This is a genomic window from Ralstonia sp. A12 (genome assembly GCF_000801955.1).
Taxonomy (GTDB): domain Bacteria; phylum Pseudomonadota; class Gammaproteobacteria; order Burkholderiales; family Burkholderiaceae; genus Ralstonia.
The window spans coordinates 742,539-766,472 of sequence record NZ_JSZO01000001.1 but is presented as its reverse complement, the minus strand read 5'-3'; the positions used below and the strand labels follow the sequence as shown (position 1 = coordinate 766,472).

26 protein-coding genes are annotated in these 23,934 nt (G+C 62.5%); 24 read left to right on the top strand and 2 right to left on the bottom strand.

Annotated elements, in window-relative coordinates:
* The first annotated feature begins 93 nt into the window (after positions 1 to 93).
* The 23 genes from PI87_RS03515 (at position 94) to nagZ (ending at position 19,882) form a co-directional block, all read left to right on the top strand.
* A complete protein-coding gene (locus PI87_RS03515; RefSeq protein ID WP_039596240.1) occupies positions 94 to 630 on the top strand; it encodes a YceD family protein in 537 nt (178 codons plus the stop codon).
* A gap of 114 nt (positions 631 to 744) precedes the next feature.
* The gene (gene rpmF, locus PI87_RS03510; protein ID WP_003268823.1) at positions 745 to 924 is read left to right on the top strand and encodes a 50S ribosomal protein L32; all 180 of its coding nucleotides are present in this window, start codon (positions 745 to 747) and stop codon (positions 922 to 924) included.
* Positions 925 to 1,114: 190 nt separating this feature from the next.
* A complete protein-coding gene (plsX, locus tag PI87_RS03505) occupies positions 1,115 to 2,188 on the top strand; it encodes a phosphate acyltransferase PlsX (RefSeq protein WP_039596239.1) in 1,074 nt (357 codons plus the stop codon).
* Positions 2,189 to 2,226: 38 nt separating this feature from the next.
* Positions 2,227 to 3,207, top strand: a complete 981-nt coding sequence (locus tag PI87_RS03500) for a beta-ketoacyl-ACP synthase III (RefSeq protein WP_039596238.1) — start codon at positions 2,227 to 2,229, stop codon at positions 3,205 to 3,207.
* Between the two features lie 32 nt (positions 3,208 to 3,239).
* Positions 3,240 to 4,169 carry an ACP S-malonyltransferase gene (fabD, locus tag PI87_RS03495; protein WP_039596237.1) on the top strand — a complete coding sequence of 310 codons (930 nt, stop codon included), beginning with the start codon at positions 3,240 to 3,242 and terminating at the stop codon, positions 4,167 to 4,169.
* 14 nt (positions 4,170 to 4,183) lie between these two features.
* Entirely contained in the window at positions 4,184 to 4,933 is a 750-nt protein-coding gene (gene fabG / locus PI87_RS03490) for a 3-oxoacyl-ACP reductase FabG (RefSeq protein WP_039596236.1), read from the top strand.
* A 186-nt stretch (positions 4,934 to 5,119) separates the two neighbouring features.
* Positions 5,120 to 5,359, top strand: a complete 240-nt coding sequence (acpP, locus tag PI87_RS03485) for an acyl carrier protein (RefSeq protein ID WP_021195372.1) — start codon at positions 5,120 to 5,122, stop codon at positions 5,357 to 5,359.
* 113 nt (positions 5,360 to 5,472) lie between these two features.
* Positions 5,473 to 6,708, top strand: coding sequence for a beta-ketoacyl-ACP synthase II (fabF, locus tag PI87_RS03480; protein WP_039596235.1), 1,236 nt, complete (start codon positions 5,473 to 5,475; stop codon positions 6,706 to 6,708).
* A gap of 27 nt (positions 6,709 to 6,735) precedes the next feature.
* Positions 6,736 to 7,251 (top strand): hypothetical protein, encoded by a 516-nt coding sequence (locus PI87_RS03475; RefSeq protein ID WP_232313930.1) that lies wholly within the window; start codon positions 6,736 to 6,738, stop codon positions 7,249 to 7,251.
* Positions 7,252 to 7,312: 61 nt separating this feature from the next.
* Positions 7,313 to 7,912: an RNA polymerase sigma factor RpoE gene (rpoE, locus tag PI87_RS03470; RefSeq protein ID WP_021195369.1), complete on the top strand. Its 600-nt coding sequence runs from the start codon at positions 7,313 to 7,315 to the stop codon at positions 7,910 to 7,912.
* Between the two features lie 116 nt (positions 7,913 to 8,028).
* Entirely contained in the window at positions 8,029 to 8,661 is a 633-nt protein-coding gene (locus PI87_RS03465) for a sigma-E factor negative regulatory protein (RefSeq protein ID WP_039596234.1), read from the top strand.
* Positions 8,662 to 8,672: 11 nt separating this feature from the next.
* Positions 8,673 to 9,782, top strand: a complete 1,110-nt coding sequence (locus PI87_RS03460) for a MucB/RseB C-terminal domain-containing protein (protein ID WP_039596233.1) — start codon at positions 8,673 to 8,675, stop codon at positions 9,780 to 9,782.
* 82 nt (positions 9,783 to 9,864) lie between these two features.
* Positions 9,865 to 11,379 carry a DegQ family serine endoprotease gene (locus PI87_RS03455; protein WP_039596232.1) on the top strand — a complete coding sequence of 505 codons (1,515 nt, stop codon included), beginning with the start codon at positions 9,865 to 9,867 and terminating at the stop codon, positions 11,377 to 11,379.
* Positions 11,376 to 11,660, top strand: a complete 285-nt coding sequence (locus PI87_RS03450; protein WP_039596231.1) for a glutaredoxin family protein — start codon at positions 11,376 to 11,378, stop codon at positions 11,658 to 11,660. The genes PI87_RS03455 and PI87_RS03450 overlap by 4 nt, the downstream gene beginning before the upstream one ends.
* Positions 11,661 to 11,878: 218 nt before the next feature.
* The gene (gene lepA / locus PI87_RS03445) at positions 11,879 to 13,678 is read left to right on the top strand and encodes a translation elongation factor 4 (RefSeq protein WP_039596230.1); all 1,800 of its coding nucleotides are present in this window, start codon (positions 11,879 to 11,881) and stop codon (positions 13,676 to 13,678) included.
* A gap of 18 nt (positions 13,679 to 13,696) precedes the next feature.
* Positions 13,697 to 14,590, top strand: a complete 894-nt coding sequence (lepB, locus tag PI87_RS03440) for a signal peptidase I (RefSeq protein ID WP_039596229.1) — start codon at positions 13,697 to 13,699, stop codon at positions 14,588 to 14,590.
* Positions 14,591 to 14,652: 62 nt separating this feature from the next.
* Positions 14,653 to 15,021: a DUF4845 domain-containing protein gene (locus PI87_RS03435; protein ID WP_039596228.1), complete on the top strand. Its 369-nt coding sequence runs from the start codon at positions 14,653 to 14,655 to the stop codon at positions 15,019 to 15,021.
* A 1-nt stretch (position 15,022) separates the two neighbouring features.
* A complete protein-coding gene (rnc, locus tag PI87_RS03430) occupies positions 15,023 to 15,793 on the top strand; it encodes a ribonuclease III (protein ID WP_039596227.1) in 771 nt (256 codons plus the stop codon).
* Between the two features lie 8 nt (positions 15,794 to 15,801).
* Positions 15,802 to 16,740 (top strand): GTPase Era, encoded by a 939-nt coding sequence (gene era, locus PI87_RS03425; RefSeq protein WP_039596226.1) that lies wholly within the window; start codon positions 15,802 to 15,804, stop codon positions 16,738 to 16,740.
* Positions 16,741 to 16,783: 43 nt separating this feature from the next.
* The gene (gene recO / locus PI87_RS03420) at positions 16,784 to 17,605 is read left to right on the top strand and encodes a DNA repair protein RecO (protein WP_039596225.1); all 822 of its coding nucleotides are present in this window, start codon (positions 16,784 to 16,786) and stop codon (positions 17,603 to 17,605) included.
* Positions 17,602 to 18,393: a pyridoxine 5'-phosphate synthase gene (pdxJ, locus tag PI87_RS03415; RefSeq protein ID WP_039596224.1), complete on the top strand. Its 792-nt coding sequence runs from the start codon at positions 17,602 to 17,604 to the stop codon at positions 18,391 to 18,393. Before recO ends, pdxJ begins: the two co-directional genes overlap by 4 nt.
* Positions 18,390 to 18,833 (top strand): holo-ACP synthase, encoded by a 444-nt coding sequence (gene acpS, locus PI87_RS03410; RefSeq protein ID WP_039596223.1) that lies wholly within the window; start codon positions 18,390 to 18,392, stop codon positions 18,831 to 18,833. Before pdxJ ends, acpS begins: the two co-directional genes overlap by 4 nt.
* Entirely contained in the window at positions 18,830 to 19,882 is a 1,053-nt protein-coding gene (gene nagZ, locus PI87_RS03405; protein WP_039596222.1) for a beta-N-acetylhexosaminidase, read from the top strand. Before acpS ends, nagZ begins: the two co-directional genes overlap by 4 nt.
* A gap of 93 nt (positions 19,883 to 19,975) precedes the next feature.
* Here the strand turns inward: nagZ and efp are convergent, their stop codons facing one another.
* Both efp and earP read right to left on the bottom strand, forming a co-directional pair.
* The gene (gene efp, locus PI87_RS03400) at positions 19,976 to 20,560 is read right to left on the bottom strand and encodes an elongation factor P (RefSeq protein ID WP_039596471.1); all 585 of its coding nucleotides are present in this window, start codon (positions 20,558 to 20,560) and stop codon (positions 19,976 to 19,978) included.
* A 120-nt stretch (positions 20,561 to 20,680) separates the two neighbouring features.
* The gene (earP, locus tag PI87_RS03395; protein ID WP_039596470.1) at positions 20,681 to 21,871 is read right to left on the bottom strand and encodes an elongation factor P maturation arginine rhamnosyltransferase EarP; all 1,191 of its coding nucleotides are present in this window, start codon (positions 21,869 to 21,871) and stop codon (positions 20,681 to 20,683) included.
* Positions 21,872 to 21,956: 85 nt separating this feature from the next.
* Here earP and uvrC point away from each other — a divergent pair, with 85 nt between their 5' ends.
* On the top strand, positions 21,957 to 23,918 hold the full coding sequence (gene uvrC / locus PI87_RS03390) for an excinuclease ABC subunit UvrC (RefSeq protein ID WP_039596221.1): 1,962 nt from the start codon (positions 21,957 to 21,959) through the stop codon (positions 23,916 to 23,918).
* Positions 23,919 to 23,934: the final 16 nt, after the last annotated feature.

The window sequence follows — 23,934 nt, the reverse complement described above, 5'->3', positions numbered from 1 at the left end:
GCAAACCGGGCGCCCAGGCGCAAGGTGTCGGAGCGACGCTCGAGGCGGCACAAATCAGGTTTTGCGCACCAACGGCTTCAGCGGGTTCGATCTGTGAATTTTCGTGCATTCGATCTTTTCGCGTTCATCCGCGCGGGCGAGCAGGTAAACGACACGGTCAACCTGACCGACATGCCCCGTCTGCAGGCTGAGCAAGCCGCCGATGCGCCGGCTGATGTCAACGGGCAGTTTCGTTGGCAGATGCAGGGCATAGTGCGCGAGGAAGCCACCGCGGGTCAGTCGCCCCGTCAGCGCCTCTTCGTTGATCTAGAGGTGGATGGCTCGATCTGGTTGCAATGCCAGCGTTGCCTGCACGCCTACGAGCAATCGCTGCCGGTGCGTACGCGCCTGGAAGTGATGCGTTCCGAGGAAGAGGCTGATGCGGCGCCGCTGGACGACGACGAGGCAGATGTCATCGTCGGCTCACGCAGCTTCAACCTGATCGCGCAGATCGAAGACGAGTTGCTGCTGGCGTTGCCGGTGTCGCCTCGTCATGCGGTCTGCCCGGATGAGGTCTTGCCGGAAGAGGCGGAAGCCGAAAAGAAGCCGTCGCCGTTTGCGGTGCTGGCCAATCTGAAGACCAAACATTAGGCGCACGCAGGTTTGCGCGCGTTGATGGCAGTACGTTTCACACGCCTACCGGAATGGCTACGCTCCGGCTCCGTGTGATGTGATAAAATCGATCAAATTGCTTAGGAGTCAGTCATGGCTGTTCAACAAAACAAGAAGTCGCCGTCCAAGCGCGGCATGCATCGTTCGCACGACTTCCTCACCACGGCCCCGATCGCTGTCGAGCCGACCACGGGTGAAGTCCATTTGCGTCACCACGTGAGCCCGAACGGCTACTATCGTGGCCGCAAGGTTGTGAAGACCAAGAACGACTGATGCGATTTGCCAGTTCTCTGGCAAGCGCGTTGGGTTGGTCTGAACGCACAGGTTCATGATGCAAACAAGAAAGCGGCAAGCCAATTTGCCGCTTTTTTGTTGAGCGAAATTCGGCAATGCGCGTACGGGTTTGTGTACCATACGGCGCCTATGGTCGGAAGCCGCACGTGAAACCGCAACTCAGACTCGCATGACCATCAAGCTTGCCATCGACTGCATGGGTGGCGATCACGGCGTTGGCGTGACGATCCCTGCAGCGATCCAATTCCTCGCCGCACACGAAGACGTCGAAATGCTGCTCGTCGGGCAGCCCGATGTCATTGCTGCGCAGCTCAAGCGACTTCACGCTACCGCGAACCCCCGCATCCATGTCGTCCCCGCCTCCGAGGTGGTGTCGATGGACGATCCGGTGGAGGTCGCGCTGCGCAAGAAGAAAGACTCTTCGATGCGCGTGGCCATCAATCAGGTCAAGGAAGGCGCCGCGCAAGCGTGCGTCTCCGCCGGCAACACCGGTGCCCTGATGGCCGTGTCGCGTTACGTTCTCAAGACGCTGGACGGCATCGATCGCCCGGCCATTGCGACCGCCATCCCGAACGAGAAGGGCTCCGGCACTACGGTGCTGGATCTCGGTGCCAACGCAGATTGCGAGCCCGCGCACCTGCTGCAGTTCGCGCAGATGGCCTCGGCGATGGTGTCGGTGGTCGAGCAGAAGCCGCGCCCGACGGTGGGCCTGCTCAACATCGGTGAAGAAGTCATCAAGGGTAACGAGGTCGTCAAGCAGGCCGGTGAGCTGCTGCGCGCCTCAGATCTCAACTTCTTCGGCAACGTTGAGGGCAACGACATCTTCAAGGGCACCACGGACATCGTTGTTTGTGACGGCTTTGTCGGCAATGTGGCGCTCAAGAGCACCGAAGGCCTCGCCAAGATGATTGGCGAGATGCTGCGCGAAGAGTTCAGCCGCTCGTGGTTCACCAAGCTGCTGGCCCTGGTGGCGCTGCCTGTCATCACTAGCCTCAAGCGCCGCATGGACCATCGCCGCTACAATGGCGCTGCGCTGCTCGGTCTGCGTGGCTTGGTTATCAAGAGCCACGGTTCGGCCGATGCCTACGCGTTCGGATGGGCGATCAAGCGCGCCTACGACGCGGCGGCCAACGGCGTGATCGCCCGCATTGCGCAGGCGTTCGAATCGCACCATGACGCGGCTGGCGCTGCGCCCGCTGTTGCGCCTGTCTCCACGTCTACACCGGCCGCCGACGCTGCCTGAGCGCATCGGCCCCCGGTACAGCATTCATCTCACCGCACATGACACGTTACGCAAGGATCATCGGCACGGGCAGCTACCTGCCGCCCAAGCGGGTCACCAATCAAGAACTGGCTGCACAACTGGCCGAGAAGGGCATCGAAACGAGCGACGAGTGGATCGTCACGCGCAGCGGTATTCGTGCACGCCACTTTGCCGAGCCCGATGTCTCGTGTAGCGATCTCGCCGTCAAGGCGGCCGAGCGCGCCATCGAGGCGGCCGGCATTGATCGCTCCGAGATCGACCTGATTCTGGTGGCGACGTCCACGCCGGATTTCGTCTTCCCGAGCACGGCATGTCTCGTGCAGCAGAAGCTGGGGATCACCAACGGTTGCGCGGCGTTCGACGTGCAAGCCGTGTGCTCCGGCTTTGTCTACGCGCTGTCGACGGCCGACAAGTTCATCCGCGCGGGTGCTCACCGCAACGTGCTGGTGATCGGTTCGGAAGTGTTCTCGCGCATCATCGATTTCAGCGACCGCACCACCTGCGTGCTGTTTGGCGACGGCGCCGGCGCCGTGGTGCTGCAGGCCTCGGACGAGCCGGGCATTCTGTCGACTGCCTTGCACGCCGATGGCAGCCACGCCAACATCCTGTGCGTGCCGGGTAATGTGGCCGCGGGTGCGATCCAAGGCAGTGCTTTCCTATACATGGATGGCCAGGCGGTCTTCAAGCTGGCCGTGACGGTGCTCGACAGGGTTGCCCGCGAAGCGCTGGCTGCTGCCGAGCTTGATGCGTCGCAGGTCGACTGGCTGATTCCGCATCAGGCCAACATCCGCATCATGCAAGGCACGACCAAGAAGTTGGGTCTGTCGAACGAGCGCCTGATCGTCACCGTTGACGAGCATGGCAACACGTCGGCCGCTTCGATTCCGCTGGCGCTCGACGTCGCTGTGCGCGACGGTCGCATCCAACGTGGTCAGCATGTGATGCTCGAAGGCGTGGGCGGCGGCTTTACCTGGGGCGCGGCACTGCTGCGTTTCTGATCGACGAATTTCCAGAACGAACAATACGAGCCATGACATTCGCTTTCGTCTTTCCCGGCCAGGGTTCGCAATCGGTCGGCATGCTCAACACGTTTGCCGATCATCCGGCTGTTGCGGCTACGCTGGCTGAGGCGTCTGAAGCGCTGGGCCAGGACATCGGCAAGCTGATCGCCGAAGGTCCGGCTGAAGAGCTGAACCTGACCACCAACACGCAACCGGTCATGCTGACGGCTGCCGTTGCCGTCTATCGCGCATGGCAAGCTGCGGGCGGCCCGGTGCCGACCGTCGTGGCCGGCCATAGCCTGGGTGAGTATTCGGCGCTGGTGGCTGCCGGTGCGATCGCCTTCAAGGATGCTGTGCCGCTGGTGCGCTTCCGCGCGCGGGCGATGCAGGAAGCCGTGCCGGTGGGCGAGGGTGGCATGGCCGCGATCCTCGGTCTGTCGGATGACGATGTGCGTGCCGCATGCGCGGAAGCATCGGGCGCAGGCGTGGTCGAGGCTGTCAACTTCAATGCGCCGGCTCAAGTGGTGATCGCCGGAGCCAAGGCGGCTGTCGAGAAGGCTTGCGAGATCGCCAAGGCGAAGGGCGCCAAGCGCGCGCTGCCGCTGCCGGTGTCGGCGCCGTTCCACTCGTCGTTGCTCAAGCCGGCGTCGGATCGTCTGCGCGAGTATCTCGCCAACGTGACGGTCAGCGCCCCGGCTATTCCTGTCATCAACAACGTGGATGTAGCGGTTTTGAGCGATCCGGCTGCCATCAAGGATGCGCTGGTGCGCCAAGCGGCTTCGCCGGTGCGCTGGGTCGAGACTGTCCAGAAGATGAAGGCCGATGGCATCACGCGCGTAGTTGAATGCGGCCCGGGCAAGGTGTTGGCTGGCCTGGTGAAGCGTATCGACGGTGAGATCATCGGTGATGCGATCTTCGATCCGGTTTCGCTCGAGGCCGTGCTGGGCCAACTCAAATAATCAACGGGATTCGTATGACCCAAGCATTGAACAACCAGGTCGCGCTCGTCACTGGCGCATCGCGCGGCATCGGCCGTGCCATCGCGCTGGAGCTGGCGCGTCAGGGCGCGACGGTGGTCGGTACGGCTACGTCGGAAGCCGGTGCGCAGGCCATCACGGCCTACTTTGCCGAAGCTGGTGTGAAGGGCGTGGGCGTGGTGCTCAACGTGAACGAAGCTGCGCGCTGCGAAGCTGTCATCGATGAGACCATCAAAACGCACGGCGGCCTGAACATTCTGGTCAACAATGCCGGCATCACGCAGGACAACCTGGCGATGCGCATGAAGGACGAGGAGTGGGTGTCGGTCATCGACACGAACCTCTCCGCGGTGTTCCGCCTGTCGCGCGCCGTGCTGCGTCCGATGATGAAGGCGCGCGGTGGCCGCATCATCAACATCACTTCGGTGGTGGGTTCGGCCGGTAATCCGGGTCAGGCGAACTACGCTGCGGCCAAGGCTGGCGTAGAGGGCATGGCCCGCGCGCTGGCGCGCGAAATCGGCAGCCGCAACATCACGGTCAACTGCATCGCGCCGGGCTTTATTGATACCGACATGACCAAGGTTCTGTCGGAAGAACAGCACACCGCGCTGAAGGCGCAGATTCCGCTGGGTCGCCTGGGCGCACCGGAAGACATTGCCAGCGCGGTTGCCTTTCTGGCGTCACCGGCAGCGGGCTACATTACGGGCTCGACGCTGCACGTCAACGGCGGCATGTACATGGGATAAGGAAGCCGTCCCGGCGGCGATTGTGTAGGGTCTTGCGCATGCGCAGAATCCTGTGAAATCGCTGATTTAACAGGCTTTTAGCATCATGTTGGGCGCAATTTTTGCAAGGATTCAGGCGCGGTTTTTCACCGCCCAAACCTGCTAGAATGCGCGCACTTTTTGTCGAATACTTCCCTGGAGGGTTAAATGGACAACATCGAAGCACGCGTCAAGAAGATCGTCGCTGAACAACTCGGCGTCGCTGAAGGCGACATCAAGAACGAATCGTCGTTCGTGAACGATCTGGGCGCGGATTCGCTCGATACGGTTGAGCTGGTGATGGCACTGGAAGACGAGTTCGGTATGGAAATCCCGGACGAGGAAGCCGAGAAGATCACCACGGTGCAACAAGCTATCGACTACGCAACCGCCCACGTCAAGGCGTAAGCGTCAATCGATCTCTTGACATCGCGGGCCACAGAAAGGGCGGTTGTCCGGTTTGACCGGGTGGCGCGTTTTCTGTGGCCTTTGTCGCTGATACAGAGTTGCAGGAAAGCATAGTGAGCCGTCGTCGCGTAGTCGTAACCGGCCTGGGGCTGGTCTCTCCGGTGGGAAACTCGGTCGCCGAAGCGTGGGCCAATCTGGTCGCCGGCAAGACCGGGATCGCCACCATCACCAAATTCGATCATTCCGCGCTGGCCGTGCACTTCGCAGGTGAAGTGAAGGGCTTCAATGTCGAGGATTACGGTATCCCCGCCAATGAGGCGCGCCGCATGGATACCTTCATCCACTACGGCATTGCCGCGGGCGTGCAAGCGCTCAAAGACAGTGGACTGGAAGTGACCGAAGCCAACGCCGACCGCATCGGCGTGCTGGTTGGCTCCGGCATTGGCGGTCTGCCGATGATCGAAGATACCCACGCGGAATACACGAATCGCGGCCCGCGCCGCATTTCGCCGTTCTTCGTGCCGGGCTCGATCATCAACATGATCTCGGGTCACCTGAGCATCATGTTCGGCCTGAAGGGCCCGAATCTGGCGGCCGTGACTGCCTGTACGACGGGTCTGCACAGCATTGGTCTGGCGGCTCGCCTGATTCAGGCTGGCGATGCCGACGTGATGGTAGCCGGTGGCGCTGAATCGACCGTTTCGCCGCTGGGCATCGGTGGTTTTGCCGCAGCGCGCGCGCTGTCGACCCGCAATGATGATCCGGCAACCGCGTCCCGTCCGTGGGACAAGGATCGCGACGGTTTCGTGCTGGGTGAAGGTGCTGGCGTGGTGGTGCTCGAGGAGTACGAAGCCGCCAAGGCACGTGGCGCCACGATCTATGCAGAAGTCTCGGGCTTCGGCATGAGCGGTGACGCATTCCACATGACAGCGCCGAACATGGACGGCCCGCGCCGTTGCATGCTCAATGCGCTCCGCGACGCCGGTATCAACGCTGATCAGGTTCAGTACCTGAACGCGCACGGCACGTCGACGCCATTGGGCGACAAGAACGAATCTGACGCCATCAAGGCGGCCTTCGGCGATCACGCCAGCAAGGTCGTCGTGAACTCCACCAAGTCCATGACTGGCCACTTGCTGGGCGGCGCGGGCGGGCTGGAGTCGGTGTTCACGATTCTGGCGCTGCACAACCAGGTATCGCCGCCGACCATCAACATCTTCAATCAGGATCCCGAGTGCGATCTCGATTACTGCGCCAATACCGCGCGTGATGTGAAGATCGACGTTGCCGTGAAGAACAACTTCGGCTTCGGCGGGACCAACGGCACGCTGGTGTTCACGCGTCCGTAACGCTGTACGGCGTGCAGCCTCTGGGTTGTGCGCCGTTTTTCGTTTCCCACCTTGGTTGTTCAGCGCATCGTTTTCCCAGCGCCGTATCGGCGGCTGTGCATGATCGGCCGGCTTAGCATGACGGGCCTTGTTTGCTTTGTCTTGCTCTGGCTGGTCGGCGCGTGGGGTGGCGCGCTGCCAGTGCTGACGTGGATTGTGATCGGCGCGCTGGCGGTGGCAGCATGCATTCCGCTGGCAGTGAACCGTTCACCGCTTGCTATGGAACTGATGTGGCGCGCCCGTCTCAAAGCAGATGACGAGCCCGGTCAGCCGGTCTGGCAGGTGCGGCTGGAGGTGCCTCAAGCGGTCCGAAATGCACCTCTGTTATGGTCGTGGTCGCTTGGGCAGCGCGTCTTGGTTCTTGGCGTTGCGCATCGCGGGTGGTGTCCTCAGATATTCGTGCTGATGCCGCCTTGGTTTGCCGTCGGGCCATTGCGCCGTATGCGAAGTCTGTTGCGCCTGGGGCCACCACCGATGGCCACGCAGGTGACTGGTGTGTCGTAGGTAAAATACAACGTTTCGAAGTCATAAAAATTCAAGGCGATACACTGCAGGTGAAGAATCCGTGAGTGAACGCGAAGCCGACCAGATCCTCGTCGAACGCGTCCAGCAAGGCGACAAGCGGGCGTTTGAGTTGCTGGTGGTCAAGTACCACCGCAAGATCATTCGTCTCGTCTCGCGCCTGATCCGTGACCCGGCCGAAGTCGAGGATGTGGCACAGGATGCCTTTATCAAGGCTTACCGTGCGTTACCCCAGTTCCGGGGTGAATCCGCGTTCTATACGTGGCTGTATCGCATCGCCGTCAACACGGCCAAGAATTACCTGGCAACCCAGGGCCGGCGCCCTGAATCGTCCAGCGACATTGACACCGAAGAGGCTGAAACTTTTGCCGACGGTGAGCAACTAAGGGATATCAATACGCCGGACTCCATGCTGCACACCAAGCAGGTGGCCGAAACGGTCAACCGTGCGATGGAAGCGCTGCCCGAGGAATTGCGTACCGCAATTACGCTCCGGGAGATCGAGGGTCTGAGCTATGAGGAAATCGCCGAAGCGATGGAGTGCCCGATTGGGACGGTCCGGTCACGGATCTTCCGGGCTCGCGAGGCGATTGCCGAGAAATTGCGCCCCCTGCTGGGAACGGTGGAGGGCAAACGGTGGTAGCCAGCCGATATGACAAGCCGGTGGCCGAGGGTGTGAACCCCGGCTGCAAACGGTGAAACCTCGGGAAGTCTTCTCTCGGATCGTTGATTGGACGTTGGAGTTTTTGGGGTCGGGAAATGGGTCAGGCTCAAATGCAGACAGCAGAAGCGGAGTTCGCGCAGCGTATCTCCGCATTGATGGACGGTGAACTGGCGGCGCACGAGGTGTCGTCGGCTGTCGAACTCGCCAAGGACGGCGAGGGCGCGGCGCACTGGCGCGAGTATCAACTGATCGGCGATGTGCTCCGATCGGAAGATCTGCTGAACACGCGTTCCTCCGAAGATTTCCTCAGCCGATTCTCGGCCAAGCTCGAAGCCGAGCCGCACCTGCTGGTACCGGCTGTGGCACAGCGCAAGCAAGCCGAAGAGAGGCATCGCTTCCTGGTTCGCCCCTCGTGGGTCCGCCGGATCATGCCTTCGACCGCCGTGGCTGCTGCTGTGGCGGCCGTTAGCTGGGTGGTCGTGCCGCAATTGCGCGGTCCCGCCGACGGCGGCAATGCCTCGCCGGCACTGGTTGCCAAGGCGGTACAGGGTGCCGACGCACCGGGCATGACGCTGGCCTCGACCGACAGCACGCCGATGATCCGCGACGCCCGACTGGACGAATACCTGAGTGCCCATCGCCAATCGGCGACCAACGGCATGGTGGTTCCGTACCTGCGTGCGGTGGCCAACGGGGTGTCGAACACTCAGGACTCCAATCAGGAATAATGCGGGCATCCATGTCGAAGGTGTGGCACCCCGTTGCCGGGGCAGGCGCCCGCAAGCTGCAGGCCGTTCGTCGGTCCGTTTTTCTCCTTCTCTGTGCGTCGACGCTGGCTGCCGCTGCGCAGCCGCAAGTCGAACCCATGCCGCGCAAGGAGGCCGCCTCATGGCTGGCCAAAATCCATCGCGCAGCGCTCAAGCAGAACTATGTCGGCACGCTGACCTATCAGCGTGGCACCGGCATGCATTCCACGCGGATTCAGCACTACGCCGATCTCTTCAACAACGAGTACGAGCGCGTTGAGGCGCTGGACGGCAAGCAGCGTGAAATGCTGCGCCAGAACGACGTCGTCCGGAACCTGATCTACGACGTCAAGCTGGTGGTGACTGAAAAGCAGGAGCACAAGGACAGCTTCCCGGCGCTGCTCGCCACCACTAATGGCGATGTGCTTGACCAGTACGACATGCGCCACCTGCCGTCCGAGCGCGTGGCCGGTATGGATTGCGAAGTGTTCCAGCTCGATCCGAAAGACGGGTTCCGTTATGCCTACCGCATCTGGGCCGACCACAACAGTGGTTTGCTGATGCGTGCACAGACCATTGGCGACGACGGCAAGGTGCTGGAGCAGGTCGCCTTCTCGCAGGTCGAAGTGGGTGTGCCGTCAGAAAAGCAGAAGATCATCGCGGCGCTCAAGAACCTGAGCGGCTGGAACCAGTACGAAATCGTCACGCAGCCGACCAACCTAGCTGATCAGGGTTGGACCATTGGCGCTCCCATCAAGGGATTCCAGAAGATCCGTGAAGTGCGCCGTCCGCTGGGCGACATTGCGCCGGCAGGCAAGGGCAGCTCGAGCTTCGAGGTGCAGCAGGTCGTGTTCAGCGATGGGTTGGCGGGGCTGTCGCTCTTCATCGAGCCGGTTTCCGAGAAGCGTACGCGTCGCGAAGGCTTCATCTCGCAGGGCGCTACGCACGTGATGGTGCGCCGCGTTGCCGATTTCTGGCTGACAGTGGTGGGCGAAGTGCCGTTTGCTACGATCAAGCAGTTTGGTGCAGCGGTTGATTACAAGCCGGTTTCCGCCAACGCGGCCAACTCGACAACCAACAAGCCAGCCAGCGCGCCGCAATAAGCTGACGCCTGTCTTAAGCTTAAGCTGCGTGAATTGATCACGCGGCGCATTTCTCACTCTGTCTTTGTTCCGGGGAGCCTTCATGCGTACCGCTCGAACCGTTCATGCCTTGCGCCTGCTGTGCGTCGCCGCCCTGATGGCGGCCGGAAGTGCGCTCGCGCCGGCCTACGCGCAGAACGCGACGGGCAGCGTGGCCACGGGCACGTACGGCTTGCCCGATTTTGCTGATCTGGTCGAGAAGGTTAGCCCGGCCGTCGTCAACATCCGCACGACCGAGAAGGTTCGCACGCAAGGTGGCCCGAACGACGACGACATGGCTGAGTTCTTCCGTCGTTTCTTTGGTGTGCCGATGCCGGGCATGCCTGGTCAGGGGCAGGGCCAGAAGCGCCGCAATGCGCCGCAGCCACAGGAAGAAGAGCAGAGCCGTGGCGTGGGTTCCGGCTTCATCATCTCTGGTGATGGATTCATTCTGACCAACGCCCACGTAGTTGACGGCGCTGAGACCATCTACGTGACGTTGCTCGACAAGCGCGAGTTCAAGGCCAAGCTGATTGGCTTGGACAAGCGTACCGATGTGGCCCTGGTCAAGGTTGAGGCCAGCGGTCTGCCAAGCCTGAAGCAGGGTGATTCCGACAAGGTGCGCGTGGGCGAGTGGGTGCTGGCGATCGGCTCGCCGTTCGGCCTGGATAACACGGTCACGGCTGGCATCGTGTCGGCCAAGGGGCGCGATACGGGCGATTACCTGCCGTTCATCCAGTCGGATGTGGCCGTCAACCCGGGCAACTCGGGCGGGCCACTGATCAACCTGCGCGGGGAGGTGATCGGCATCAACAACCAGATCTATAGCCAGAGCGGCGGCTACATGGGTATCTCCTTCTCGATTCCGATCGATGAGGCGATGCGCGTGGCCGAGCAGATCAAGGCGACGGGGCGCGTGACGCGCGGCCGTATCGGCGTAGCAATCGACAACGTACCGAAGGATGCGGCCGAATCGCTGGGTCTGGGCCGTGCGCGCGGCGCGTATGTGGGCAATGTCGAATCGGGCGGTCCGGCTGACAAGGCTGGCATCGAGGCTGGCGACATCGTTCTGAAGTTCAACGGTCGCGATGTTGAGAAGGCGGGTGACCTGCAGCGTCAGGTTGGTGAGACGAAGCCTGGTACACGCGCGACCGTGCAGGTGTGGCGCAAGGGTGCGACGCGTGACCTGACCGTGACCGTGGCTGAGCTGCCGTCCGATACCAAGGTCGCGCAGCGCGGCAAGGGTGCCCAGCCGGATAACAGCCAGCAGGGCCCGGGTAAGCCGAATGCACTGGGGCTAGTGGTGGCCGATCTGTCCGAAGGTGCACAGCGCGAGTTCAAGACCAAGGTGGGTGTCGAGGTGCAGGTGGCGGAAGGCCCGGCTGCGCGCGTTGGCATTCGTGCGGGTGATCTGATCCTGCGGGTGGGCGATACCGATGTCACCAGCGCCAAGCAGTTCAACGACGTGGTCGGTAAGCTCGACAAGAGCCGCATGGTGGCTGTGTTTGTACGCCGCGGCGACGCCACGCAAGTGGTGACGATGCGCCCGAGCACGGCGCGGTCGGGTGGCGGTCAGTGATCGAACTGACGCTCTACGGCCGCACCTACTGCCATCTGTGCGACGACATGAAGGTCGCGCTGGAACCCCTCCGGCGCGATTTTTCTTTTCAGTTGCACGAGGTGGACGTTGATAGCGATCCGTCGCTGGAAGACCGTTTCGGCGAACTGGTACCGGTGCTCATGACCGGCGCGCCCGATACGCCGCCCGAGGCCGCGCGCGAGCTGTGCCACTATTTCCTCGATGTGTCAGCCGTGCAGGGATGGTTGGCCGTGCAGGCTGAACAGACGCCCGGGGCCTGATGCTGGCGGCGCCGCAAAAAGAGGCGCGGGAGGCCCCCTGAAATCCGGTAAAATCGCCTGTTAGCGCCGATTTTTGCATCGCACGATTTTGTGCTGCAGTCTCGGCTTGAAATCCAATTCTCCTGCCGGTGCCGTCCTGAGCGCGCCGGCCATGTCGGAGTCGCCACACGCGGCCCGGCAACGCGTCCCCGGGATGGGCGCGCTTTTCGACGCATTCGATGGACAATATCCGCAATTTTTCGATCATCGCCCACATCGATCACGGCAAATCGACGCTGGCCGATCGCATCATCCAGTTGTGCGGCGGGCTCTCCGACCGCGAGATGGAAGCCCAGGTGCTGGACTCGATGGACATCGAGAAGGAGCGCGGCATCACCATCAAGGCCCAGACCGCCGCGCTGTCCTACAAGGCGCAGGACGGCAAGGTCTACAACCTCAACCTGATCGACACCCCGGGCCACGTCGACTTCAGCTACGAAGTCAGCCGTTCGCTGTCCGCCTGCGAGGGCGCGCTGCTGGTGGTCGACGCGTCGCAAGGTGTAGAAGCGCAGACGGTCGCCAACTGCTACACCGCCATTGAGCTGGGCGTGGAAGTGGTGCCGGTGCTCAACAAGATCGACTTGCCCGCGGCTGACCCGGACAACGCGATCCAGGAAATCGAAGATGTGATCGGCATCGACGCGACGGACGCGACGCGCTGCTCGGCCAAGACCGGCGTGGGCGTGGCAGACGTGCTGGAAGCGCTGATTGCCAAGGTGCCTGCGCCCAAGGGCGATCCGGCTGCACCGCTGCAGGCGCTGATCATCGACTCATGGTTCGACAACTACGTCGGTGTGGTGATGCTCGTGCGCGTGGTGAACGGCACGCTGCGCGCCAAGGACAAGGTCCTGCTGATGGCCACGGGTGCGCAGCACTTGGTGGAGCAGGTGGGTGTGTTCTCGCCGAAGTCGATTCCGCGTGAATCGCTGTCCGCCGGGCAGGTGGGTTTTGTCATCGCGGGCATCAAGGAGCTGAAGGCCGCCAAGGTGGGTGACACCATCACCCACGTGGCGCCGCGCAAGGCCGAGGCGCCACTGCCGGGCTTCAAGGAAGTCAAGCCGCAGGTGTTCGCGGGCCTGTATCCGGTTGAGGCCAACCAGTACGAAGCGCTGCGCGAATCGCTGGAGAAGCTCAAGCTCAACGACGCTTCGCTGCAGTACGAGCCGGAAGTGTCTCAGGCGCTGGGCTTCGGCTTCCGCTGCGGCTTCCTCGGCCTGCTGCACATGGAGATCGTGCAGGAGCGCCTGGAACGCGAATTCGACATGGACTTGATCACCACCGCGCCGACGGTGGTCTATCAGGTGCAACAGCGCGACGGCACCATGGTGCAGGTGGAAAACCCGGCCAAGATGCCGGCGGACCCGAGCAAGATCGAGGCGATCCTGGAGCCGATCGTCACGGTCAACCTGTACATGCCGCAGGAATATGTGGGGGCCGTGATCACGCTGTGCGAGCAGAAGCGTGGCTCGCAGATCAACATGAGCTACCACGGCCGCCAGGTTCAGCTGACGTACGAAATCCCGATGGGCGAGATCGTGCTGGACTTCTTCGATCGCCTGAAGTCCGTGTCGCGCGGTTATGCCTCGATGGACTACGAGTTCAAGGAATACCGTCCGTCGGACGTGGTCAAGGTCGACATCCTGATCAACGGCGACAAGGTCGATGCGCTGTCCATCATCGTCCACCGTTCCAACAGCACGTACCGTGGCCGCGAAGTGGCAGCCAAGATGCGCGAGATCATTCCGCGCCAGATGTACGACGTGGCCATCCAGGCTGCCATTGGTGCCAACGTGATCGCGCGCGAAAACGTCAAGGCGCTGCGTAAGAACGTGCTGGCCAAGTGCTACGGCGGTGACATCTCGCGCAAGAAGAAGCTCCTCGAGAAGCAGAAGGAAGGCAAGAAGCGCATGAAGCAGGTGGGCACTGTTGAAATCCCGCAAGAGGCCTTCCTGGCTATTCTGCGCGTCGAAGAAAAATAACTCGGACGAATCGCATCCATGAATTTCGCCCTGATTCTGTTTGTTCTTGTCGTCATTACCGGTATTGCGTGGGTGGCGGACAAGCTTGTGTTCCAACGCCAGCGCCAGGCTGCCGCAACAGCCGCACTGGCTGAGTTCGATGCGCGCGCGCAGGTGCAGGCGCAATACGGTGGCGCTGGCGACATTGGCGCAGCGCGTCTGCAACTGGCTGAAGACAAACTGCGCCAGCCGTGGTGGCTGGAGTACACCGCGAGCTTCTTCCCGGTGATCGCCGCCGTGTTCCTGCTGCGCTCGTTCGTGATCGAGCCGTTCAAGATTCCGTCGGGCTCGATGATCCCTACGCTGCAGATCGGTGACTTCATCCTCGTCAACAAGTACACGTACGGTATTCGCCTGCCGATCGTGAACAAGAAGGTGGTCGAGTTGAACCAGCCACAGCGCGGCGATGTGATGGTCTTCCGCTACCCGAAAGACGAATCGATGGACTACATCAAGCGCGTGATCGGCGTGCCGGGTGACGTGGTCAAGTACGACAATAAGCGCCTGACGGTGAACGGCCAGCCTGCCACGTACGCACCGCAGTCCGATTACCTCGATGGCGAACGCCTGACGTACTCCAAGCAGTACCAGGAAACGCTCGGCACCGTCTCGCACAACATTCTGAACGACGCCGACCGTCCGGCCTATGTGTCCGGTCCGGACGATTTTCCGTTCCGCGAGAACTGCACTTACAATCAGACCGGCTTTACCTGCAAGGTACCTGCGGGTCACTATTTCATGATGGGCGATAATCGCGACAACAGCGCAGATTCCCGTTACTGGGGCTTCGTGCCCGACAAGAACATCGTCGGGAAGGCGTTCTTCATCTGGATGAATCTGGGTGACATCAAGCGGATCGGCGGCTTCCACTGATCCGATAAGTGACTCAAAAATCTCTTATTGAAACTCGGCAATTGCACAACGGGGAAAATGCAATGCGGATTCGTCAGGCCGGTCTGAAACGCCAGTCGCGCGGGATTACGATGTTCGGAATTCTGATCGGCATCATTGTGCTGATCACGGCTGTGTTGCCGGCAATCCGGTCCGTTCCAAGCCTGATGGAGTATCAAGCGATCACCCGTGCCGTGAAGCAAGCACGCGATCGAGGAACGACTCGCGAGGATATCTCTGGCCTGTTCGACAGGCAGGCCGCCATTGATGACATCACGTCGCTCAAAGGGGCGGACCTGGAGGTGCTGGATGCCGGCGGCACCATCTCCGCCGTGCATTTCTCCTACAAGCGCGAGATTCAGTTGTATGGTCCGATCGGTTTGGTGATCACCTACTCGGGAACCCAGCGTTGACATGAGTTTGGATGCATTGCAGCAACGCCTTGGCTATCGCTTCAGCAAACCGGAGTTGCTGCAGCAGGCGCTCACCCATCGCAGCCACAGCGCGATGCATAACGAGCGCCTGGAGTTTTTGGGTGATTCGATCCTGAATTGCGCCGTCGCGGACATGCTCTACGGCATGTTTGGCAAGCTGGATGAAGGTGATCTCTCACGCGTGCGGGCCAATCTGGTCAAACAGCAGGCGCTGTACGAGATCGCGCAGATGTTGCAATTGCCCGATGCGCTGCGTTTGGGCGAGGGCGAATTGAAAAGCGGCGGTTTCCGTCGGCCGTCCATCCTGGCGGATGCGTTGGAAGCGATCTTCGGTGCGGTGTTTCTCGATGGCGGCTTTGATGCGGCCAAGACGCTGATCCGCAAACTGTATATCCCGATCCTGGAGCAGGTCGACCCGCGCACGTTGGGCAAGGATGCCAAGACGCTGCTGCAGGAGTACCTCCAAGGTCACAAGATCGCGCTGCCGCTGTACACGGTGGTTGCCACCCACGGCGCGGCGCATAATCAGCAATTCGAGGTCGAGTGCACGATCCCCAAGCTGGAGATTCGCGTCTCCGGCAGCGGGGCATCGCGGCGCGCGGCTGAACAATCGGCGGCCAAACTGGCTCTGGATGAAGCGCATCGCCTGGTGCCGCAGCTCGTCAAGCGCAGCCGCGCCGAGCGCACCGGAAAAACGCGCAAACAGGCCACGCCGCCCGATCCGCAGTTGTCCCTCAGGTTGAAGGAATAATCAGGTAAATGAGCGACACCCCATTGCAGCCTCCGCAGTCAGAATCTGGCGTGCCGGAGGGGTTCCGCTGCGGCATGGTCGCCATCGTTGGGCGGCCGAACGTCGGCAAGTCCACGCTGATGAATGCCTTGGTGGGCCAGAAAGTCAGCATCACGTCGCGCAAGGCGCAGACCACGCGCCACCGCATCACCGGCATCCAGACGACGGAGGACGCGCAGTTTGTCTTCGTCGATACGCCGGGCTTCCAGACGCGCCATGCCACCGCGCTGAACCGCTCGCTGAACCGCGCCGTCACGTCCACGCTTTCTTCAGTGGATGCCGTGCTGTTCGTGGTCGAGGCCGGCCGTTATGGCCCGGACGATGAGAAAGTGCTCTCGCTGCTTCCGCGCGAGACACCGGTGATCCTGATCGTCAACAAGGTCGACCGACTCGATGCCTACACGCGCGCCGAGATGGTCGCCGTGTTCCTGCAAGACATGGCGCAGGTGTTCCCGTTCAAGGAAATCGTGCCGATGTCGGCCAAGAACCGCGACGACATCCTGCGCCTGCTCGGCATCGTGCGCCCGTACCTGCCTGAAGGCGAGCCGATGTACGACCCGGAAGCGCTGACGGACCGCAGCGAGCGGTTCCTGGCCGCCGAGATCGTTCGCGAGAAAGTCTTCCGTTGGACTGGCGATGAACTGCCGTACTCCAGCACCGTCGTCGTCGACAAGTTCGAAACCGAAGGCCGTCTGCGCCGCGTGTTCGTGACCATCCTGGTCGACCGCGATGCACACAAGGCGATGATCATTGGTGCGAAAGGCGCCAAGCTCAAGCAGATCTCCACCGAAGCCCGCATGGACATGGAAAAACTGTTCGACGGCAAGGTGTATCTGGAGGTCTGGATCAAGGTCAAGAGCGGCTGGGCCGACAACGAAGCCGGGCTGCGCGCCTACGGCTACGAGTAACCGTTAGCCTTTCACCGTTCGCTGGTCACTCCACAGACGCTCGATGGCGGGACGATCCGATCCGATTCCGGACGAAGCCGCGGAATGGCTGGCCGAAGAAGGTGTTTCCGGCGCCGCGCCGCGCAGGAGCTTTCCTGCCGGGCGCTCTGAGACCCGCGTTGCGGCGCAGCCGGCCTTCGTGCTGCACAGCTATCCGTATCGCGAAACCAGTCTCATCATCGACGTCTTTACGCCCGACTACGGGCGTATGGCGCTGGTGGCCAAGGGCGCCAAGCGCCCGCATTCAGCGCTGCGCGCAGTGCTGCAGACGTTTCAGCCGCTGTCGTTGTCGTGGAGTGGTCGCGGTGATGTGCGCACGCTGACCCGCGCAGAATGGGTCGGCGGTATGGTGCCGCTGGGCGGGGAGGGGCTGCTGTCAGGCTTCTACCTGAACGAGCTGCTGGTCAAGTTCGTTGCCCGCGAAGATGGCCACCCGGTGCTGTTCGCGCACTATGTCGAAACGCTCAACAAACTCGCTCACGGAGAACCCGCCGCCCTCACGCTGCGCGCGTTCGAGCGGGTGCTCCTGCGAGAAACCGGTTTTGCTGCCCAGCTCGATCGATGCGTTGACGGCGAGCCGGTGCAAGCCGAGGGCGACTACGTCTATCACCCGGAACGTGGCATCCGCCGCGCGTTGCCGAGCGATCCGTCCTCCTGGCCCGTGCTACGCGGCCAGACCCTGATCGACATGGAACGCGACGATTACGCCTCTCGCCCCACGACTGCCCAGCAGAGCCGCAGCCTGATGCGTTTCCTGCTGCATTATCATTTGCACGGCACGCCGCTTTCGACGCGCCAGATCCTGATCGACTTGCAGAAACTATGATCTTTCATGCTTCGCCGGGCGTTATCGACCTGGGCATCAACATCGACCACGTTGCCACGCTGCGCAACGCGCGCGGCACCACCTACCCGGACCCGATCGCCGCGGCATTGCTGGCGGAAGAGGCGGGCGCCGATCTCATCACGCTGCACTTGCGCGAAGATCGTCGCCACATCAAGGATGCTGACGTCCGCACATTGCGCCCGCAATTGCGCACGCGCATGAACCTGGAGTGCGCGGTCACGCAGGAGATGCTCGACATTGCCTGCGACATTGGCCCGCAGGACGTCTGCCTGGTACCCGAGCGTCGCCAGGAGGTGACGACCGAAGGCGGCCTTGACGTGGTGGGCGGTTTTGCCAAGGTGCAGGCAGCGTGCAAGCAACTGGCTGACGCGGGCATCCGCGTGTCGCTGTTCATCGACCCGGACGCAGCGCAGATTGAGGCCGCCGCCGCCGCTGGTGCACCCGTCATCGAGCTGCACACCGGCCGCTACGCCGAAGCCACCGACGATGCCGAACTGAAGGCCGAACTCGTCCGCATCGAAACGGCGGTGGAAGAGGGCATCCGCTGGGGCGTGCGCGTGAATGCCGGCCACGGCCTGCACTACACCAACGTGCAGCCGATTGCCGCCATCGCGGGTATCCACGAGCTGAACATCGGTCATGCCGTGGTGGCGCACGCCGTGTTTGCCGGCTGGCAGAACGCAGTGCGTGAGATGAAAGCGATTATGGTCGCAGCGCGCCTGTCGTCCATGACGCCCACCGCGGCCCACCCGGGTGTGCCTGTATGAACGAGAAGGCCGTAGCCGCCACGGCGTCCGGCGCCATCTACGGCATCGGTACCGACATCATCCAGATCGAGCGCGTTGAAGGCGTGATGCAGCGGACCAACGGCCGCTTTGCCGAAAAGGTGCTCGGCCCCGATGAGCTGCGCGTCTACCACGCACGCAAGGCGCGCTCCGAGCGTCGCGGGCTGGCCTTTCTGGCGACACGCTTTGCCGCCAAGGAAGCCGTGTCCAAGGCCATCGGCTTGGGCATGCGCTGGCCGATGACGTGGCGTGCGGTACAGACGCTCAATCTGCCTTCCGGGCAACCCGTGGTGCGCTACAGCGGCGAGCTGGCCGATTGGATCGCGCAGCACGGTCTCCATATCCAGATCAGTGTGACGGACGAGCGCGACTACGCAGTCGCCTTTGCCGTCGCCGAGTTGCAAACGAAACCCATCGCATGAATTCCACAGCAAAGACGCAAAAACGCCCTGGCCCGATCGTTCTCGATGTGGCTGGCCTTCAGCTCGGGCCTGACGATGTTCGCCGCATTGCGCACCCGCTGACGGGCGGTGTGATCCTGTTTGCGCGCAACTTTGAATCGCGTGCGCAACTGACGGCGCTTACCCAGGCGATCCGCGCCATCCGCGACGACGTACTGATCTGTATCGACCACGAAGGCGGGCGCGTGCAGCGCGCCAAGGCTGATGGCTTCACCCACCTGCCTGCTATGGGTGCGCTGGGCCAACTGTGGGACCGCGACGTGCTGGCCGCCACGCGCGCCGCGACCGCGTGCGGCTACCTGCTGGCCGCTGAACTGCGTGCATGCGACATCGACCTGAGCTTCACACCGGTGCTCGATCTTGACTACGGCAGCAGCAGCGTCATCGGCGACCGCGCCTTCCACCGCGATCCGCGTGTGGTGACCATGCTCGCCAACCACCTGACGCTTGGCCTGCGCCTGGCCGGCATGGCCAACTGCGGCAAGCACTTTCCTGGCCACGGTTACGTTCAGGCCGATTCGCATATCGCTGTGCCGGTGGACGATCGCCCATTGGAAGCCATCCTTGCCGACGACGCGCAGCCTTACGGCTGGATGGGCCTCGGCCTGCAATCGGTGATGCCGGCGCACGTCATATATTCGGCGGTGGATCCGAATCCGGCGGGTTTCTCGCGCTTCTGGCTGCAGGACATGCTGCGCGCGCATTTCAACTTCGATGGCGTGATCTTCAGCGACGACCTGAGCATGGAGGGTGCGAGCGTCGCCGGCTCGGTGGTGGACGGTGCCCGTGCGGCGCTGGCTGCCGGCTGCGACATGGTGCTGATCTGCAATGCGCCGGACAAGGCCGATCGCCTGTTGGGTGAACTGGACGTGGCGATGGGCAAATCGTCGCAGCGGCGTGTGCGGCGGTTGTTCGGCGGCAGGGCGGTCAAGGATTGGTCGAAGCTGCAACAGCAGTCCGCCTACAAGCAGGCACTGCGTACGTTGCGTGAGGCTCGGCTGATCGCATAAGCGCGAAGGCGGGTGTCGAGCCCGCTTCGTTCCTTCTTGCAGACAACAAAAAAGGCAGCGCGAAGCTGCCTTTTTTGTTGGTGCTGCGCCAGCTTACTTGGCGCGGCTCTTGTACTCGTCGGTACGCGTGTCGATTTCGATCTTCTCGCCGGTGTTGCAGAACAGCGGGACCATGATCACAAATTCTTCGTTTTCGTTGATGCGAGCAGCCTTCAGAACCTTGCCCGACGACGTATCGCCCTTGACGGCCGGTTCGGTGTAGACGATTTCGCGGACGACCGTGGTCGGCAGTTCCACCGAGATGGGGCTGTCGTTGTACAAGGTTACTTCCACCTGCATGCCGTCTTGCAGATAGTTCAGCGCGCTGCCCATGTTTTCGGCGTTGACCTCGTACTGTTCGCCGGTGCCCATGTTCATGAACACGTACATCGTGCCGTCGAAGTAGGAGTACTCAGCTTCCTTCTTGTCGAGGATGATCTGATCCAGCTTGTCGTCGGCGCTGAATACCCACTCGCCACCAGCACCGTTAAGAAGGTTCTTGTACTTCATTTTGACAACGGCGCCTTGACGGCCGGAGCGGCTGTACTCGGTCTTGAGCACAACCAACGCCTCTTGGGCTTTGCCGGGAGGGCCCCACATGAACACGTTGCCAGCGCGGAGTTCTTGCGCGATTTTCAAAGCCATTTCACAGTTCCTGAGAGTAAGAGGGTTCGATGCGCGCCAAGCAACGAAGCACCGCGCGATACCCTCGGGTCGCGCGAACCAGGTCAAAGCCGGGGCCGCATACAGATCAGCCCGTTATTTTACCTGTTTTTCGCAGAATGCCACCAGATTCGCGGTGAGATCGCCGAGTTGCATCAAGCTTTGCTCCCAGGTGGTGGCTCGTACACGCAGACGAGGCGCGGCGGCGGCGAACTCGGCCCAGTTGAGTGATGCCGGCGCGCCATTCCAGGCGTGCCAGAACGCGATGAGTGCGTCAGCGTCGGCTTGGGGCAGAGCGGGTGTGTAGCGTGCCAGGAAGGCGTCGAGCTTGGTGAGGTGCACATCGTCGCTTTGCGGGTAGATATGCCAGACAAAGGGCTGCAGCGCCCATTGGGCGCGCACGAAGGAGTCTTCGCCGCGCACAAAGTTGATGTCGCACGCCCACAGCAGGGGGTCGTAGTGCTCTTGCGGCACAAACGGCACCACGGCGACGGTCAGTTGACCGCGCGTCCAGCGCGCGCCTGTTTTGGCGGCGCCAGTGTCACCGAGCAACTCGGCGATCTGCGTAGCGGCCAAGCCCTCGGGCACCAGGCAGATCACCGGCTCCGCGGAGGCTTCCCATTGGGCGACCAGCGTCGGCAGGGCTGGGTTGGCGTACGCAAATAGGCTCACGCGCAGTGCGTTGGGGTTGTCGCGCATCAGGTCGTCCACCCCAAGGCGGTGCCACAACGCTTGATGTGCCGCTGGGCTGGCGTTGAACGTCGTGCGCTGGGCGCCAAGGTGCGATTCGCGCAGCACGCCGCCCGTGTTGCGTGCAAAGCCGGGAAAGAAGAAGAGCCTCATCTGCCCGCTTGGATGTGGCGATGGCAGCGCGTGGAATTCGGCCACCCAGTTTTCTGCGCTGAGATACTCCAGGTTGATCCAGACCGGCGCTGCCCCTTGAGATGCTTGCTCGGCCATGGCCCGCAGCATTGGCTCTGGCACAGCGCATGCGAAGGCGCCAATCACCACGTCATGCGGCGCGGGGTGCGCGTCGGCGGCGAGCAGTGCGGCAACCTGGGCATCGTCGCCCCAGTGGCGGATGTCGACGCCCGAGACGCGCTGCGCCTCGGCGGCCACATCAACGGTGGGACAAAGCTTCTCGAACGAGCGCAGATCGTCGACCCACAGCCGTACAGTGTGGCCGTGCTCCTGCGCGAGCTGCCGGGCCAGCCGCCAGCACACGCCGATGTCGCCATAGTTGTCGACGACGCTGCAGAAGAGATCCCAGGAGGTGATGGTGCGCATGAGGCGAAGCAGGGAAGGCCGGAGAAGGCCGACATTGTAGTCGGCAGCTTGTTCTACACTGACGCCCTCCGAGCCTGCGAACGCCATGCCGTCCGACCCCACGCCCCCCGATCTGCCTGAGACGCCTGAGAGCGTTGAGCCCAGCGCGCCCGACTTTGACGCGAAAGCGTACATCGCGCGCCTGCCGAACCTGCCCGGCGTGTACCGCTACTTTGATACGCAGGGTAACGTGCTCTACGTGGGCAAGGCGCGTGACCTGAAGAAGCGCGTTTCCAGCTACTTCAACAAGACGCTGCTGTCTCCACGCATTGCGATGATGGTGGCAAAGATCGCGCGCATCGACACCACCGTCGTGCGCAGCGAGGCCGAGGCGCTGCTGCTGGAGAACAACCTCATCAAGGCGCTGGCGCCGCGTTACAACATCCTGTTTCGCGACGACAAGTCGTATCCGTATCTCAAGCTCACGCAGCATGCGTATCCGCGCATGGCGTACTACCGCGGCGCGACGGACCGCAAGCACCAGTACTTCGGCCCGTTCCCGAGTGCGCATGCCGTGCGCGAGAGCATGCAGATCCTGCAGAAGGTGTTCCAGCTGCGCACGTGCGAAGACACGGTGTTCAACAACCGTACGCGCCCGTGCCTGCTACATCAGATCCATCGCTGCAGTGGCCCCTGCGTGCAGGCGGTCAGCCCCGAGGACTATGCCCGCGACGTTGCCAACGCGGCCGGTTTCCTCCAGGGTCGTCAGGACGAAGTCATGCAGACACTGCAGGACAAGATGCAGCGCTATTCAGAAGCGCTTCAGTTCGAGCAGGCCGCCGTTGTGCGCGACCAAATTGGCGCGCTGTCGACGGTGCTCACGCAGCAGTCCGTGGAAGAGGTTGGTCAGGCCAGCGACATCGACATCCTGGCCGTAGCCATCAAGGGTGGGCACGCCTGCGTGAACCTGGCGATGGTGCGCGGCGGCAGGCATCTGGGCGACAAGGCTTACTTCCCCACGCACGTGGAGGACGGCGCCGCCATCGTCGGTGAAGACGTGGAAGCCGAGGTCGCCACCGCAACCGAGTCGGCACGCGATTCAGAGCGCATGGCCAGCGACATCCTCGAAGCTTTCGTTGCGCAGCACTATCTAGATCAGTTTGTGCCGCCGGTGCTTGTGGTCAGTCACCCGATCCACGCGACCGAGCTGATCGACGCGTTGGCCGAGCAGGCCGGGCGCCGGGTGTCGGTCGTTCGCCAGCCGCAGGGCGGGCGTCGCGCGTGGCTGGAGATGGCCGAGAAGGGCGCCGAGCTGTCCCTCATGCGACGGCTCTCCGAGCAAGGCAGTCAGCAGGCCCGTACCCGAGCGTTGGCCGAGACTATCGGCATCGATCTTGAGGACCTCGCCGCCTTGCGCGTCGAATGCTTCGACATCAGCCACACCGCCGGCGAGGCCACGCAGGCTTCGTGCGTGGTCTTCCACAGCCACGCCATGCAGAACGGCGAATACCGCCGCTACAACATCCAGGACATCATCCCCGGCGACGACTATGCGGCCATGCGCCAGGTCCTCACGCGCCGCTATCAGAAGATCGTCGAGCAGGCGGGCGAGGACACGCCCAACATGCCGACCATCGTGCTGATCGACGGCGGCAAGGGGCAGGTGGAAGTCGCGCGCCAGGTGTTTGAAGAGCTGGGGCTCGACATCGGTTTGCTCGTCGGCGTGGCCAAGGGCGAGGGTCGCAAGGTCGGCCTGGAGACGCTGATCTTCGCCGATGGCCGTCCGTCATTGGAGCTGGGGCAGGGCAGCGCTGCACTGATGCTGGTCGCGCAGATCCGCGATGAAGCGCACCGTTTTGCCATTACCGGCATGCGTGCCAAGCGGGCCAAGGCGCGCAACACCTCGCGGCTGGAAGAGATCGAAGGCATCGGCGCCAAGCGTCGGCAGCGGCTGCTGGCGCGCTTCGGCGGCCTGCGCGGTGTGATGTCCGCCAGCGTGGATGAGCTGGCCACTGTGGAAGGTATCTCCCAGACCCTGGCCGAAGAAATCTACCGCCAGCTGCATTGATCGGCGACAATGCCCC